This is a genomic window from Peribacillus huizhouensis (assembly GCF_014138605.1).
GTDB classification, from domain to species: Bacteria; Bacillota; Bacilli; order Bacillales; family DSM-1321; genus Peribacillus; species Peribacillus huizhouensis.
Map to the genome: position 1 here is coordinate 1 of NZ_JACJHX010000003.1, position 16,207 is coordinate 16,207.

Genomic DNA, 16,207 nt, shown 5'->3' on the forward strand with positions numbered 1-16,207 from the left:
TCCTCTAACCCCTGAATTCCTTCTCTTTTATAGTGAGCTATCCACCTTTGCACAGTTGTATATCCAATCCCTAACTCTTTGGAAATTGATCTAATCCCCATATCTTCGTTTTCATATAAATGAATCGCTTTTAGCTTAATCTCTTTTGTATATGTTGTTCTAATTTTCCCCATGAAAAAATCCCCTCCATAGAAGACAGTACAATCCTTTCTTTTTACTGTCTACTATAAGGGGATAATAACAATTTGAAGATCCTTGGTAGTATTACTATAATAATTAATCAAAATAGACAGATTCTTGTGGATTATGTAAATGCTTAAAGGCTAATTTGATTTGTGATTCTGTATTTCGAGGTATTGATAATGATGGCAGTTCATTTTCAGCAAAAAACTCAACTGCACTAGTTTCTATTCCTTTTTTGGCTTGCCCACCGATTATTTCACATTGGATAAACATTTTATAAACGTGATAAGGAGAAGGAGGATGTGGATGACACTTCTTATCTAGTACCCCTAATAATTTAATCGCTTTTACATCAAATCCTGATTCTTCTTTCACTTCTTTGACTGCAACTTCACTTGGGGTTAATCCAATATCACCCCAACCGCCTGGTAACGACCAATCTCCGTCAGTATTTTCTCTAACCATTAAGATTTTATTATCTTTAAAAACAACAGACCTAATATCTACCTTAGGAGTTGCATAACCAGTTTCATTGGCAAACAGATTGTTTATAATGGTCTTGTCAATATCTGTTTGTTGTGACATTATTTCAACGCTAATATTTCTTATCAATTCAAATCGTTCCAAGTCATATACATCTTTTGAATAAGTTAATCCTGCTTGAGCAATTGATTGAAGTTGTTTTGCCCATTCAAGCCATTTAGGTTCCACTTATCATCACCACCAATTCTGTTATACCTCCAATTATCACATGAATACTCTATACAAATCTAGTTTACATAAAGTCAATTTTCGGAAGTTCCGAAACATAAAACCCCTTGGTGGTCAAGGGGTTCCGAATGGTCCATTTTTATCGGTTATACATGATTTTATACATGGTTGATGAATCAACATTTTCGGCTTCTGAAGAAGCCTGGTAGCTACATAAAAAAGGGGTGTTTTATGCAAATTCTTCTTTCACTAAAGCCCCCGATAGTTTAAGTGAAATACTTCACATACCGAATCCGATACAAATAAGGGGAGTAGTCCATCTTTAGTCCAAAACCAGAATAAGGATAAAAGGGTACCTTCCTTTTCAAAAGCAAGTCTTCCCCTTAAAGAGATCTTTCATTGAGATTTATAACAAGTTGAATAAAATTAATCCCCATCGTTACTTCCAAAGACAACATTTTATGAAGCATTTAACATGAATTAGGCTTTTAAATCAGTAACAGTCACCTAAAAGTAAGCATATTTTGTTGAAGAGAGTACACGTAGTATATCTTAATTACACATAACTGACAAAATTTCTTCCTTCAAATCTCTTGTTAGATGTCTGTTTAACCTATTTTTCTTAAATAAACAGGGGAGGTAAAAATGCTCAAAATGAACTTCAAACTTTAGGAATGGATAATTTTCAAGTTGGTCAGTTAATTCCTATGGGTCCTCAGAGTCAGGATCCGAGAATATTTGGCGGTATGCGTTGTATGCGTTGCGGTGGCATGATGTGCGGCGGTATGCGTTGTGGTGGATTCCGATGTTTCGGTTGCTTCGGCTGTGGTGGTGGTTGTGGTTGTGGTGGTTGTTATAGCGGCTACAACGATTACGACGATTGGTACAATTACTAATTCACAAAAGAAAGAATGGATATCTATTGAAATAAAGTGCCCATGCATAATTTGCGGGCAAGGGCACTTCTTTACTGATTTTCATTTTGGACAAAAAATCGTACACTAACTGATAGGGCACAATCGTAACGATCTAATAAGAATTGGGATTCCCACAGCAACCCCACTGTTCAACTAAAGCACCCATTAGTTTAATAACAAAGTATCAAACTTTATTTCATGTCACACAAACAACATTTCCTGTATCTTATGGTATTCTGGCTCGTAGCGTTTGTGAACGTGCTAGTTATGTCAGTAAACTTCGCTTCTTTTCTGGAAAAATGGGCAGTGGTAAAGTTCAATTATAGTAAATTATACAAAAAAGATTTAGATATTAATTTATTTTAGAAACTTTTCATATAAAATGCTACCCATTGAGAATGAGTAGCAAGTAATACAAGTTATTTGAAAATAATTTGTAGTTTTCCATTTACTTTGCCAGAGGAATATCCATCTTTCACATCAACATAAAATTTACCTATTTTCATACCTGTGAATAATGTCTTTCCACCTGTTAAGCTATGATAGCCTGTGCACTTTCCGGTACTAGCATTGCAGAGACGAGCCCGTAAGTTACTATAATTAGTCAATAACTTACTTCCAGACGAGGTCTTTAAATAGATTGGGGGAACTAGTTCTACCTCTAAGTCACTACCTTTGTTAGGATTTCCAATTTCACCATCCCATTTTCCATCTTCTGTTTGAAAAGAATACTGAGGAACACTTGCTTGAGCAGAAGAAGTACTTAATACCATTCCACCTACCAGAACTAACACAAAGGTACTTAAGATTGAAAATAAGCTTTTTATGTTATTTCCTCCTCCAATCTTTATCCCTTTTATAATATCAGAATAAACTGATTATTAAAATAGTTAAAAATGACCAAAGCTTCTTAGGTTCAAACATCTTTTGGTTGCGTCATCTTCATCAACCTTACTTAAATAAAGTTCATGAACCGAAAACATCTGTAATTTCGGTTTTTTCTTATTTAAGCTAAAAGGCGGTACCTCCAAAATTTATCTTATGAACAGAAAAGAAATCTTGTTGAAGGGGAGTGACTTTTGAACTTTCATAAGGACTTCTTAACCTCCCCACAAACTCTACTAAATCTTCTAAACCGATATACTTATAATCTTTGTTTACTTCCCCTAAGTAGGTGAAAAAATGTTTTAAGGAATAACAATATGTTTTTTGAGTATTAGGACTTTTTCCCGTCTTATCTAAATACTTTAAATAGTTCATAACTGGCATCACTGGAAGTCCCTTTTGATTGAGTAATATGTATCTCTTATTGTTACTCTCTAAGATAACTTCTTGAACTCTAATAGAACTTCACCTCCCGAAATATGGTAACAATCATTCTAAAGATTTCACTATGTCTCCCGTTGTGAGCTACATCCTCCCAACCCCCAAAAGAAGAACGTATGTTTTTAATTATTTTATACATAGTAGACTATAACAATATCTAATTAATAAATCTAATTTGTATGGAAAAAGAGGATATATGTCATATATTGAACATAATATCCTCTTATTATTTTAGTCTATTTAATAAAATTGTAGAAAGGCTCTTTTAAGATGTATAAATTTAAATCAATCGAAATGTGATTGTTTCAGAAATGGATAATAGAGTTGTTAATTCGTTAGACAAATCTATAAAGAATGTCCTGATATGTAATATTATTCTATTTCAATCTCAATATTTTTTACAAAAACAGCCGTACCTGAAATAGAGATGTTTAGCTGCTCTTCTTCTCCATTTACATGTACATATACTCGTCCATCTTTATTGATTTCATGTCCTTGCTCAACAATAAGTGTTGCAGGTAAACTAATATCTTTATTTACAAACTTTTTATAATACGCGCCCATCACGCCTGAAGCTGTTCCTGTAATGGCATCTTCAATTGTCCCCGAATAAGGAGATGAAAAATGACGAGCATGCATATCGTTTTCATGATCGCGCACTTCAAAACAGATAGGGTGTACAGAAACTCTTGGCATCTCTAATAAAACCTTCGGAAATGCTTCGGTGTTTGGTGTCATTTTTGAAAAGCTTGATAACTGTTTAATTGGGATAATTAATGTCCAAATGCCTGTACTTCCATAAACAATTGGAAATTCTGAATGTAAATCTTCTTCTCGTATTCCAATGGAAGCTGCTAAATCGGATTTTGAACCGCTAAATGAGTGGAACTGTGGTTTTGCATGTTGCATAGTTATAAGTAATTGATTATTTTCTTCACGAATTTGTATCGGCAATACACCTGCATTGGTTTCAATTGTGAAATTTGATTTTTCTAGTATTCCATCCATTCTTAAAGCATAAACCGTTCCCATCGTCGCATGACCGCATAAATTCATTTCGTGTCCAGGTGTGAAATATCGAATGCGAAAATCAGCAATATCCGAAGGAACAACAAAAGCTGTTTCATTAAATCCAACTGCTGCAGCAATAGCGAGCATTTGTTTTTCAGAATAATCCTCACCATTCAATACGACGCCAGCTGGGTTTCCTTTCTCTGGAATAGAACTAAAAGCATCAATATGCCTAATCTTTACTTTTGGCAAAATACGTACCTCCTTCCATCATTATCTTTGATCATACAATCGGGCGAATATGGAACAAAGGTAATCACCTTTTCTTAATAAAGTAATACAGTTTAGTTGAAGAAGGTGATAGGGATATACTAACCATCAGTGGGTGATAAAAACCACTAATGGAAGTCTTACTTTATCGATTACTTTTTACCAGCTATCCATTTCATTCCCCAACCATAAGCACGATCCATATCAGGGTGTCCATTGAAATATTCAATCAGACGCTCCACTTTAAACGTTTCGTCATTCACATTCTCAATCAAAGCTATAGCACACATAACTTTTCCGTTGCGATGTTCATCTAATTTTACTTCAATGTCAGGGCCTGCGGGATATTTCAATGTTACGATTCCATCTGTTTGTGATCAATTTGCAACCCCTTCATATATAAATGAGTAAACAAGAACTCGTTTAATATCTGAAATCTTATTTCCGTTAATACGTAGGTTTTCTCCACCAACAGCTGAACCAGTGCGGTCATCTGCATCCAATTGCATATATGGTCTATTGTTAAAATTCCCAAATGCATTCCCTAGAGCTTGAACACAGCCCTTTTCGCCGTTTTTCAGCTCATATAAACATCCTAAATCAAGATCGACATGATTGGATTTTCCTAAAAGAGCAGATAAGAACCCGCCTGATTTCTTTCCTCCGCTTTGTTGATTCCAATTCAAGTTTACTAGGATTTCACCAATTGACTGATTACTTGTTTTAGTTAGATTTATCCCGCATTAACGGGCAGTAAAACCTCTTCTCAAGGCTTAGAGGAATCGAGGAATAACTGCCCGTAAAAGCCCGATTGGTGAGATACAGTGAAACTTGCCGATGCGTGAGCAGAGGTCTAGTTGAACCAATCGGGTTCGTAGTATCGCTTTATCTCCGCGGTAGCGGGGATATTAGCGATAGTAGAACGGGACTAACAAACAGTGGGGGATGAAGAAAACCCCACTGTTGAAGTTTCACTTTATCGCTTGTCCTTTTTTCTTCAATTCAATTTTGTTCAGATTCACCATAAAAAATCACTCCCTATTCTGATAAGTATTTTCATTATAAATGAATCCTAAAAATTAGGAATAGTGAGTTTAATAGCCGCCTATAAAAAGTGGTTTTTTACAAGATCACAGAACTATTGTGTTGTAGGATCTGACTCTGTGGATGGGACATACTGTATGTCTTTTGATAATGAAATTTATGATTTTGTTACTGCAATATATTACCTATAAAAAAAAGAATCGATAGTTGTGTTTTCGAAATAAGTATGATAAATTAAATGTGTAATCGGTTACATGGTGTGAGGTGAGGCTATATGGCAACAATAAAGGATGTCGCTAAACAAGCAGGAGTCTCAGTAGCGACTGTTTCAAGAGTGTTAAATGATAATGGGTATGTTCATGAAGATACAAGAAAACTAGTAATCGAAGCCATTCAACAGCTAAGCTATAAACCTAATGAAGTTGCTCGATCACTTTTTAAAAAGAAATCTAGATTGATTGGTTTATTGCTCCCGGATATTCGAAATCCATTCTTTCCTGAGCTAGCACGCGGGATAGAGGATGAGATACAAGAGCAGGGCTATCAATTAATAATTGGCAATATAGACGAGAAATATCCGAAAGAAATGGATTATATACAAACATTTGAACAAAATAATGTAACCGGCATCATTACGGCAACGAATCTTACTGGTCGAAGCCATTATGATGATCTTTCATCACCAGTGGTTTTCCTTGACCGAACCTTTAATGACCATCCATCTGTATTTGTAGATGGAATCGAAGGTGGACGCATGGCTGCCTCGGAGTTAGTGAAAAGGGGGAGCAAACGGATTACCATTCTTAAAGGACCTGCACAATTGCAGACTGCACAAGATCGATTTAATGGAGCAATAGCAGAGCTTCGTTCCGCAAACGTAGATTTTTCTGTGATTGAGACTAGTTCATTTTCTTTTTCAGATGCAGAGATATGGGCAGAGGAATTATTTGAAAAGTATCCTGATACAGATGGTATACTTGCGAGTAACGATGTGGTTGCGGCTGCGGTTATGCATGAAGCCCTTCGATTGGGGAAGGCGATACCGGAAGATCTTCAGCTGATCGGATTTGATGACATCCCGCTCAGCAGACTGCTATTTCCACCGCTATCTACGATTAGACAGCCTGCGTATGATATGGGAAAAGAAGCGGCAAAGCTGCTTATAAGATTGATCAATAAGGAAACACATTTTGAAAAAAACATACAAATGCCTGTTATGTTTATCGAAAGGCAGACGACAAGAAAGGTTGAGGAAAATGGTTAAAATAACAGTAATCGGAAGTTCATCGATGGACTTGGTCGTAACAGCGCAGAAACGACCTGATAAAGGAGAAACGATTCTTGGAGAGTCTTTCAAAACAGTGCCAGGTGGAAAAGGGGCCAACCAAGCTGTAGCAGCTAGCCGTCTTGGAGCAGAAGTGACGATGATCGGCCGAGTTGGCGATGATGATTTTGGGAAAGAGATTATTAAGAATTTCTCAAAAAATAATGTGCTAACACAGTGTGTGGAACGGGTTACAGGTATGGAAAGCGGGACCGCTCACATAACGCTTGCTGATGGTGACAACAGCATTATCGTTGTCAAAGCTGCAAACGACATGGTAACGGCGGAGTTTATAGAACAGAAGCTAGAGGTTATTCGAGAATCCGATATCGTGCTCATTCAACAAGAGATTCCAGAAGAAACAGTAGAGTTTGTTAGTGAAACATGTTATAGCCTGGGGATTCCACTTCTATTAAATCCTGCGCCTGCAAGGCCATTAAGCCAAAAAGTAATAGAAAGAGCCACTTATATTACGCCGAATGAACTTGAAGCAGCCGTGCTATTCGGGAGCGACGATATTCATGCCGCTTTAAAGAAGTATCCAAATAAGGTTTTTATCACAGAAGGCAAAAATGGTGTGCGGTATCATGATGGGGAAAAGGAAGTTCTCATTCCATCTTATCAAGTTGAAGTTGTGGATACGACAGGTGCAGGAGATACGTTCAATGCTGCCTTTGCCGTTGCTTTAGCAGAAGGTAAAGGATTTAGTGATAGTGTTCGTTTTGCGAACAGAGCAGCCTCTCTTTCGGTTACTAAGTTTGGAGCTCAAGGTGGCATGCCAACAAGAGAAGCTGTCGAAGGGAGTCTTTAAATTGAAAAGGACCGGGATTTTAAACAGCCACATTTCAAAGATTTTAAGTGACCTCGGTCATACGGATATGATTGTAATAGCAGACGCTGGCTTGCCGGTACCGGATGGGGTCGTAAAGGTCGACCTTGCTTTAAAACGGGGGACCCCATCTTTCAAAGAAGTTGTTGATGTGATAAGAGAGGCCATGATCATTGAAAAAGTGATCATGGCCTCTGAACTTGTAGACAGAAATCCAAAAACCTTTGAATATTTGAACAAAACCTTTCTTAACACGAATGTGGAACAGGTTACACATGAACAATTTAAGACATTAACATCTCCAGCAACGAGTTCAAAGTCAACACCAGTAAGAACTTGATTCGACAATAGTAAGGGCGGAGAAATGGCAGCTGAATATATAGTAGATAAGCTTGGAAAAGATGCAGTAGTAGCTGAGCTTGAAGGGGTACCTGGTGCTTCGGCAACTCGAGAAAGAGGGAAGGGATTCCATACGATTGCCGATACGAATCTTCAGGTAATCGCTAAGCAATCAGCAGACTTCGACCGGACAAAAGGGTTAACAGTTATGGAAAACATCATTCAAGCAAATCCAACGATAAAAGCCGTGTTTGCTCATAATGATGAAATGGCATTAGGTGCCATTGAAGCAATCAATAGTTCAGGTAGAGATATTATGGTGATTGGCTTTGATGGAAATGAAGATGCCCTCAATGCGATTAAAGCAGGAAAACTTGAGGCAACTGTTGCCCAACAGCCAGATTTAATTGGAAAACTTGCTGTTGATGCTGGACGTGATGTGTTAAGTGGAAAAAAAGTTGAGAAAAATATTCCTGCTCCACTAAAGCTTGTAATAAAAGAATAACATGTAGAAGCTTAAATGGGTTCTAATGGGTAACGAAAGAGAGTAACCGCTTTATCCTGCATAAACGGGCAGCAAAGCATGAAGCAAGTTTCACCAAAAATGATGAAAATGTGTTTTTCAAGGGAGTAGAGCGGGACTAACAATCAGTGGGGGATGAAGAAATCCCCCACTGATTGAAGTTTCACTTTAATTGAAGGATTAACTGTAATTTCGATAATTAAGCCATGTATAAATTTTTGTTCTATTGGAGGTACCATAGGAAGCATATCAAGGCGTTCGTAGCTTCTCTCTTATGCTGATTTCTTTTGTTTTTGGTCTAAGCGATAACTTAGGAAAGTTAGAAGACTTGCAAAGATAGCAATAAGCCCACCGACCAAAGTCACATTCATTAAATTCCCCTGATGGTAAACAATTCCTCCTAATGCAGAACCAAATGCGATTCCGACATTGCTTGCCACCGGCATTAGTGAAGCTGCTAGTCCTGTAGCTTTTGGTTGATAAATACCGGCAAGGTCTATTAAATAAAGCTGGGTAGATGTTGTTAAAAGAATAGCCATTAAGGACATTAAGCTAATATTTACCAATCCAAAGATAAAATTATTTGTCGTCCAATATAAACTGATCAGAACCATTGCTTGCACAAGGAAAACAAACCGGAGGCGGCCGATAGCGTTGTAGCTGGCAATTTTACCAGCGAGTATGTTGCTGAAAATGGAAATAAAACCGTAGCCAAACAAGATCCAACTGATTGAACTACTTGGTGCCTCCATGCTTTTCAGGATCGGAACAAGATACGTATAAACGGCATATGTCGCTCCAAATCCAAGAGATGGAATGAAAAAAGCCATTAGGATTCGAGGGTGTGTTAACAAAGAAAATTGTTCACGCATCGAACTGCGAAATGGACTGTGCAAAGTAGGCAAAATGAAGAACGATGCCAAAAACGCAATTCCACCGAGAATAGTCGTTAACAGGAAGGTTGCATTCCAGTTGTACCATTCAGCGATGACAGTGCCTATTGGTACACCAATCACGTTTGCAAGAGTAAAACCACCGAAAACGAATGATATGGCAAGTCCACGTTTTGCGATCGGCATAGTTTCACTTGCAACAATCATGGCAAGAGAAATTAAAACTCCTGTTACAATCGCAGTCACCATCCGTAGTGCTAGGAGCATGATGTAGCTTGTCGAAATCACGCACAAAGCATTCAGAATGATGAACGAACCTATCAAAAACAACATCCATTTACGCTTTGGAAAATGACTTGTTGCCGACATCACTAGTGGTGTGGCAATGGCAAACGTAATCGCAAATGCAGAAACGAGTGTGCCTGCTTTTGCATTTGTCATATGGAGACTCGTGGAAATATCGGTTAAGATCCCAATGATAACAAATTCGCTTGTCCCGAGTACAAAAGTTAATAAAGTAAGTGTTAAGATGAGTAACCAATGTCGCTTGGTCAATTCTGTAGTGTGCATAAGTACCTCTTTTCTCAGATGAATGTAAATGTGTCACAAGGTAGAAAAACAATCTAACTATCATACCATAATACATTTTTACGAGGATACCCTTGCTTAGTTATAGTTAAATATTTCTATAAAAATTGATTAACGTTAAAAAGTACATTTTATAGAAACATCATTAAATAAAACTCAAACCTGGTTAATTACTTTGGCTGTTTTCACATACTTTGTTGCTTTTCAATCATTTTTACACTAATAACCCGGGTTGATTTCCGTTGTAGAGGCGGTCTCAGAAGCCTCCTCAGTGCTTTGCACTTGCGGGGTCTCCCTCAACACGCTTTTCCCGCAGGAGTCTCGCACCTGTAACGAAGATCAACATCTGTTCGAATTGGTTTCTTGCTAAAAACAACAATCTTTACGAAAAGAGCCATTACTTTAAAAGGAATTAACTAAATAACAAAACGTACTTATTTCAAGATACTTTTGTCGTGTAAGATAAACAATGAAGAACCGTATCATAAGTAAATGAGATATTGATTAGATAGTTAATTCATATAGTATTGACTATTATTTTAATATTGTCGAAAGCATGGATCATTATTTTAAAATATTATAATTCAGAATATAAGAGAAAATATAATGATATATAGTTTTATAAATGCTATGGTGTGTTATCGCATTATTAGTGAGCACTGCCAAAAAGAGAAAAAGTATGATTATAAATATGTTTGCTCTAGAAAGAATAACTATATATAGCTAACGATTTATCTGGAGCAATAGGCAATATCTGACTCGTTGTCATGTTCCGAGACTCCGGAAAAACACTAATTATCATATTCGGTCATACTCAATAAAAATTGAGCTTGTTCTTCACTGCTCCTGCTCGTTAAACGTGTATTTATCCAAAATTCCTACTAATTCCCTGTAATTCTCTTCCTCCAAAACTGCAGAATCTACATAACGATTATAAGGCAACTGTACTCTTATGCCTTCATTTTTTTCTTTCCTGCTCATAATTCATTTTCTTCTTCATGAAAATAATAATGCAGTTGTAAATAGCTTTTTCCCTTACCCATTTATTATGTAATAATTGTGCCAACAGCTTACATGACTGATTTAAAGTGATCCTTAAGTATGTAGGATATTTATTAATCATTCGAACTTAATCATGTTCAGGTGATTTTTTTTGAATCAGACAAATGTTCGTTTGTTGCTTTTGCTAGGAATGAAACCAACATAAAAAAATCCAGTTCTCCAATTAAGGAGACCGGATTTTTTTAAAAGTGAACGAAGAAGTTGTAAAATGCCTATTGCTTGCTTTACCTTTGTGCCATTCGGGTCCAGCGTTGATCCACTCTATTTTTCAACATTCTATAGCACACTAAATTTTTCGTCCCGCACATCACTAATAAACATATGGCCAGGGGCATGAGTAATCATAAGTGATGGTTTGCTTTGTAAGGCAACCGCTTGAGGGGTCACGCCACAAGCCCAGAAAACAGGAATCTCTCCTTCTTTGATAGTGACGGCATCGCCAAAATCAGGTTTTGAAATATCAGCAATTCCAATTTTACATGGATCACCGATATGAATCGGTGATCCATGTACTGAAGGGAAGCGACTAGTAATTTGGATAGCACGAATCGCATCTTCATGCGACATTGGACGCATACTTACAACCGTTGGCCCTTCGAATACCCCCGCTTTTTCACAAGGAATATTTGTTTTATACATGGGAACGTTGCGGTTCTCATCAATGTGTCGAACCGGGATTCCACTATCAAGAAGCGATGTTTCAAACGTAAAACTACAACCTAGTAAGAAACCTACCATATCGTCTTCCCAATATTCGGTAATATCTGTCGTTTCTTCTGTGAAAATGCCATCTTTGTAAATGCGATATTTAGGGATATCCTTTCGAATATCAGCTTCTTTAGCGATTTTACTCGGGTTAAAAGATCCAGGCTCAGTGACATCTAATAAGGGACATGGCTTCGGATTTCTCTGGCAGAATAGCAAGAAATCAAAGGCATATTCTTTCTTTAATATGACCAAATTTGCTTGTGTGAATCCTTTTGACATACCTGCAGTGGGTCCCGTAATTTCTTGTGTACGAATAAGCTCCCTTATTTCTTTTGGATCCATATATTCATAGTTTATCATGTGCCATCTCTCCTTCCGCAACAATTACTTTTTACTTAAATACTTGCGGCAGTTGTTCAATTAATGTCACAACTCCTAAATATCCCATGATGACGACGACGATTCCACCTGAAATCGTTAACCATAAAGGATGTTTGTAATTCCCCATAATATCTTTCTTATTAGCAGCTATTAATAACGTGCCTAATGCGATTGGTAAAATAAGAGCATTCAAAGCACCAACGATTAATAAAATAGTAACAGGTCGTCCAACTAATGCAAATGTTACAGTGGATACTACAATAAATAAGATAATAATCCAGTTATGATATTTTTCTATGACCGGACTGAATGAACGGATAAATGAAACAGATGTATACGCTGCACCAACTACTGACGTAATAGCAGCTGCCCACATAATCACCCCAAACATTCGTAAGCCAACTTCACCTGCAGCAAGTTGGAATACTGATGCTGGAGGATTGGATGGATCAATTGCAAGACCTTGAGAAACAACTCCAAGAACAGCTAAGAATAAAGCGACACGCATGACACCTGTAACTGAAATGCCTATTATTGAACTTTTTGTCACTTCAGGTATTGATTCAACCCCTTTTATTCCCGCATCTAATAGGCGATGACCACCAGCGAATGTGATATATCCTCCAACTGTTCCACCAACTAGTGTCACGATGGCAAATATACTAATTTTTTCTGGTACAAATGTATTTACTATGGCTTCTCCAACAGGTGGAGAAGTAATGAATGCAACATATACCATTAAGAGAATCATAACAAAACCGGCAATTTGAGCCACTTTGTCCATAGCTTTACCAGCTTCTTTAACTAGGAAAATAAAGATCGCAAATGCAGCACTAATAATTGCACCTGTTATCGGATCTAATCCGATCATTGCATTTAACCCAAGACCTGCACCTGCGACATTTCCAATATTAAAGGCAAGTCCACCTAATACAATGAGAAATGCTAGAAACACACCTAGTCCAGGTAAAACTTTATTTGCAATTTCTTGACCACGCAGGCCTGAAACAGTAATGATTCTCCATATATTCAATTGAGCAAAAACATCTAATAGTAATGAAATAAAAATAACAAATGCAAAGCTAGCTGCTAATTGCTGTGTGAATACCGTCGTTTGTGTTAAAAAGCCGGGTCCTATCGATGATGTCGCCATTAAAAAAGCAGCACCGAGCAGGATACTTGTACTAACTTTCTTTTTAGGCTGGGCATTTTCTATTTCTGCTTTTTTCGGTATCATTTAGTGTCCTCCCATTCTAGTTGTTTATTGATGAAACAATAATATTGTTTTTTTCTAATACTTCTTTTATATAACTTGCAAAAGCAAGGGCATGTACCCCATCTCCGTGAATGCAAACGGTGTCTGCTTTTAAAGAAACTTCAGTATTCTGCTGAGATGTGACTTTTCCTTCTGTCACCATTTTTATCACTTGTGATACTGAATGTTCTTGATCTGTTATTAAAGCATCAGATTGAGATCGTGAAGTTAACGTACCATCGGATTGATAGGTACGATCAGAAAAAACTTCATGTGCTGTACGTAAGCCAATCTTTTCTCCTGCTTTCGTCAACTCACTTCCGGCAAGTCCAAATAAAACTAATGATGGAGAGATGTCATATACCGCTTGAGCAATCGCTTCAGCAAGCTTAGGGTCTTTTGCAGACATATTGTACAAAGCTCCGTGCGGTTTAACGTGTTGCATCGTCTCATTACATGTTGATAAGAACCCTTGAAGTGCACCAATTTGATATACAACCATATCATAAGCCTCTTGGGGTGTAATTTTCATTTCGCGGCGTCCGAATCCATTCAAATCAGGCAGGCCAGGATGGGCACCAATTTTCACACCATTTTCAATAGCAAGCTTGACCGTTTCCCTCATCACGCTTGGATCTCCTGCATGAAAACCACACGCAATATTCGCTGATGTTACATATTTCAATATTTCTTGTTGTTCACTAAGTTTATATCGACCAAAACTTTCTCCTAAATCACAATTCAAATCTACTTTAAACATTCTTTTCTCTCCTTCGCTATTTATCTATCATGTTTACCCTAGAAAAAAAGTAAGCGTTTTCAGTGCGCAATATACATTTTTTTGTTCCGAATTAAGGAATATTAGTTTTGAAATGTAGATTTATTCTATCACAAAAGGAAATGTCTGAATAGACGTTAACTGAAAATACTGAAATGGTAAAAATTTAGAATTTATAAACTTGTTTTTTTATTTTTTGATAATTATAATTTAAGTAATCCGTTTTTAAGAACATTAGTCCCGAATTTAGAAACTACTGGAGGTGTGGAAATGAGTCATTGTTTCTCCAACGCTATCATCAAACCTTTAGGTGATTCCGCACTGATTGTACAGCTTGGTGAGGGAATAAGCCCAGCTATACATCAAAAAATTCAAGCCTTGTCATCCCTGTTAAATACTTATCCTTTTGATGGTTTCATTGAGTCCGTACCGGCTTTTAATACTATTACAATCTATTACAACCCAGTCGTTGTGCATCATGCTCAAATAAATAATCTTAGCAATCATCATTCATCATTAACCCCTTTTCAAACAGTTAGTTCAAATGTGAATAAATTAACTCAACACATTGATGAAATCCAAAGTTTGGAAGCAAGGTTAGTTGAGATACCTGTCCTATATGGCGGAGAATACGGTCCTGATTTAGATTATGTAGCATCGTATCATCAGATATCGGCAGAAGAGGTGATTCGAATACATACCCAAAGTGAATGTTTAGTATATATGATAGGATTTGCTCCGGGATTTCCATTTATGGGGGGAATGGATGAGAGAATTGCAACGCCGCGCAGACAGACTCCTAGGTTATCAATTGTACCAGGATCAGTTGGAATCGCTGGAAAACAAACGGGTGTTTATCCGTTAGAAACACCTGGAGGCTGGCAGATTATCGGACGTACTCCATTAGATTTATTCCGCCCAGATCTTTCGCCTCCGACATTGCTGCAAGCTGGAGACAAAATTAAATTTGTCCAAATTTCTCCTGAAGAATATTATAGGGATAAGGAGAGAAATCGATGACTGTTAAAGTACTTAATCAAGGACTGTTAACAAGTGTACAAGACTTAGGAAGATACGGTTCTCAACAATATGGGGTCATTGTTAGCGGAGCGATGGATAAGTATTCGCTAAGAGTTGCTAATTTACTAGTAGGGAATAAAGAAAATGAAGGTGCTTTAGAAATTACCTTGTTGGGTACGACCCTTCAATTTGAAAGAGATAGGTTGATTGCTATAACTGGCGGAGATTTACTCGCTACGATTGATGGAAAAAAAGCAGTAACATGGCGGCCTCTTTTAGTAAGAAAAGGCTCCGTATTACAATTCAAATCTCCATTAAAAGGATGCCGAGCATATATAGCTTTCGCTGGAGGGATTGCTATTCCAGAAGTAATGGGAAGCAAAAGCACCTACCTTCGTGCGGGAATCGGCGGGTTTAAAGGCAGAGCTTTGAAAAAAGAGGATGTACTCGAATTCGATGAAATGAATGAATTCAACACATCATTATTTCAGCAATTAGATCAGAGAAATGACGACTTTACGTGGACAGTAAAGTATGATGCACTTATCAATTTAGAGCAAACTCAAACGATCCGTGTCATCAAAGGTCCCGAGTTTGATAGATTTGATGAAAAAAGTAAAAAAACACTTTTTAGTGAACCATATGTATTAACCACTCAAGCCGATCGGATGGGGTATCGAATGGAAGGTCCTCCGCTCTCGTTAGCAAAGGAATTTGAATTACTGTCTGAAGGCGTCACATACGGAACCATTCAAGTACCGCCAGACGGAAATCCAATTATTTTAATGGCAGACCGTCAAACAACAGGTGGTTATCCAAAAATCGGTCAAATTATTTCCGCGGATTTACCAAGTATGGGACAGTTACAACCGAATGCCAAAATTCATTTCAAAGAAATTTCACATGAAGAAGCAGTGATGGAGTTATTAATGAAAGAACAAATTATAAATGAGATCAAAATAGGTATCCAATTTAAAGGAAGTTACTTATGAGCGGTAACTTTATTACGAATTTTCTTAAAACACATAGTTTAGATATAAAATTA

General features: G+C 37.2%; 16 protein-coding genes and 3 pseudogenes. 8 read left to right on the forward strand and 11 right to left on the reverse strand.

The genetic code is table 11. The features are described 5' to 3' along the window. Together HNP81_RS24550 and HNP81_RS05655 are read right to left on the reverse strand one after the other, a co-directional pair. The coding region (locus HNP81_RS24550; protein ID WP_182501886.1) for a helix-turn-helix domain-containing protein at positions 1–173 on the reverse strand (173 nt) is incomplete at its 3' end. A 103-nt stretch (positions 174–276) separates the two neighbouring features. Continuing rightward, positions 277–894 (reverse strand): NUDIX hydrolase, encoded by a 618-nt coding sequence (locus tag HNP81_RS05655; RefSeq protein WP_182501887.1) that lies wholly within the window; start codon positions 892–894, stop codon positions 277–279. A 674-nt stretch (positions 895–1,568) separates the two neighbouring features. Between HNP81_RS05655 and HNP81_RS24555 the strand changes: the two genes are divergently transcribed. Beyond that, entirely contained in the window at positions 1,569–1,790 is a 222-nt protein-coding gene (locus HNP81_RS24555; protein WP_182501888.1) for a heterocycloanthracin/sonorensin family bacteriocin, read from the forward strand. Further along, positions 1,738–1,899: a hypothetical protein gene (locus HNP81_RS05665; RefSeq protein WP_182502212.1), complete on the forward strand. Its 162-nt coding sequence runs from the start codon at positions 1,738–1,740 to the stop codon at positions 1,897–1,899. The genes HNP81_RS24555 and HNP81_RS05665 overlap by 53 nt, the downstream gene beginning before the upstream one ends. Before the next feature lie 331 nt (positions 1,900–2,230). On the opposite strand, the gene HNP81_RS05670 is transcribed toward HNP81_RS05665, so the two are convergent. The 4 genes and pseudogenes from HNP81_RS05670 to HNP81_RS23735 form a co-directional block, all read right to left on the reverse strand. Next, positions 2,231–2,584, reverse strand: coding sequence for a hypothetical protein (locus HNP81_RS05670; protein ID WP_220478505.1), 354 nt, complete (start codon positions 2,582–2,584; stop codon positions 2,231–2,233). A gap of 283 nt (positions 2,585–2,867) precedes the next feature. Next, positions 2,868–3,155 (reverse strand): annotated as a pseudogene (locus HNP81_RS05675) (site-specific integrase); the annotation flags it as partial. A gap of 354 nt (positions 3,156–3,509) precedes the next feature. Then, a complete protein-coding gene (locus HNP81_RS05680) occupies positions 3,510–4,400 on the reverse strand; it encodes a PhzF family protein (RefSeq protein ID WP_182501889.1) in 891 nt (296 codons plus the stop codon). Positions 4,401–4,570: 170 nt separating this feature from the next. After that, positions 4,571–5,155: pseudogene (locus HNP81_RS23735) on the reverse strand (TerD family protein); the annotation flags it as partial. A 581-nt stretch (positions 5,156–5,736) separates the two neighbouring features. On the opposite strand from HNP81_RS23735, the gene HNP81_RS05690 reads away from it, so the two are divergent. From HNP81_RS05690 to HNP81_RS05705, 4 genes and pseudogenes are all read left to right on the forward strand, one after another. Then, positions 5,737–6,726 carry a LacI family DNA-binding transcriptional regulator gene (locus tag HNP81_RS05690; RefSeq protein WP_182501890.1) on the forward strand — a complete coding sequence of 330 codons (990 nt, stop codon included), beginning with the start codon at positions 5,737–5,739 and terminating at the stop codon, positions 6,724–6,726. After that, positions 6,719–7,597: a ribokinase gene (gene rbsK / locus HNP81_RS05695; protein WP_182501891.1), complete on the forward strand. Its 879-nt coding sequence runs from the start codon at positions 6,719–6,721 to the stop codon at positions 7,595–7,597. Before HNP81_RS05690 ends, rbsK begins: the two co-directional genes overlap by 8 nt. A gap of 1 nt (position 7,598) precedes the next feature. After that, on the forward strand, positions 7,599–7,955 hold the full coding sequence (gene rbsD / locus HNP81_RS05700) for a D-ribose pyranase (protein WP_182501892.1): 357 nt from the start codon (positions 7,599–7,601) through the stop codon (positions 7,953–7,955). A gap of 3 nt (positions 7,956–7,958) precedes the next feature. Next, a pseudogene (locus HNP81_RS05705) lies at positions 7,959–8,459 on the forward strand (substrate-binding domain-containing protein); the annotation flags it as partial. Between the two features lie 290 nt (positions 8,460–8,749). Here HNP81_RS05705 and HNP81_RS05710 read toward each other — a convergent pair. From HNP81_RS05710 to pxpA, 5 genes are all read right to left on the reverse strand, one after another. Beyond that, entirely contained in the window at positions 8,750–9,940 is a 1,191-nt protein-coding gene (locus tag HNP81_RS05710) for an MFS transporter (RefSeq protein ID WP_182501893.1), read from the reverse strand. An 855-nt stretch (positions 9,941–10,795) separates the two neighbouring features. After that, positions 10,796–10,939, reverse strand: coding sequence for a hypothetical protein (locus HNP81_RS05715; RefSeq protein WP_154664013.1), 144 nt, complete (start codon positions 10,937–10,939; stop codon positions 10,796–10,798). A 357-nt stretch (positions 10,940–11,296) separates the two neighbouring features. Beyond that, a complete protein-coding gene (locus HNP81_RS05720) occupies positions 11,297–12,088 on the reverse strand; it encodes a putative hydro-lyase (protein WP_182501894.1) in 792 nt (263 codons plus the stop codon). 31 nt (positions 12,089–12,119) lie between these two features. Next, the gene (locus tag HNP81_RS05725; RefSeq protein WP_182501895.1) at positions 12,120–13,346 is read right to left on the reverse strand and encodes an NRAMP family divalent metal transporter; all 1,227 of its coding nucleotides are present in this window, start codon (positions 13,344–13,346) and stop codon (positions 12,120–12,122) included. Between the two features lie 16 nt (positions 13,347–13,362). Continuing rightward, positions 13,363–14,124, reverse strand: a complete 762-nt coding sequence (gene pxpA / locus HNP81_RS05730) for a 5-oxoprolinase subunit PpxA (protein WP_028392610.1) — start codon at positions 14,122–14,124, stop codon at positions 13,363–13,365. A gap of 288 nt (positions 14,125–14,412) precedes the next feature. Here pxpA and pxpB point away from each other — a divergent pair, with 288 nt between their 5' ends. Beyond that, entirely contained in the window at positions 14,413–15,162 is a 750-nt protein-coding gene (gene pxpB, locus HNP81_RS05735; protein ID WP_028392609.1) for a 5-oxoprolinase subunit PxpB, read from the forward strand. Next, positions 15,159–16,154, forward strand: a complete 996-nt coding sequence (locus tag HNP81_RS05740; RefSeq protein ID WP_182501896.1) for a 5-oxoprolinase subunit C family protein — start codon at positions 15,159–15,161, stop codon at positions 16,152–16,154. Before pxpB ends, HNP81_RS05740 begins: the two co-directional genes overlap by 4 nt. The last annotated feature ends 53 nt before the right edge of the window (positions 16,155–16,207 follow it).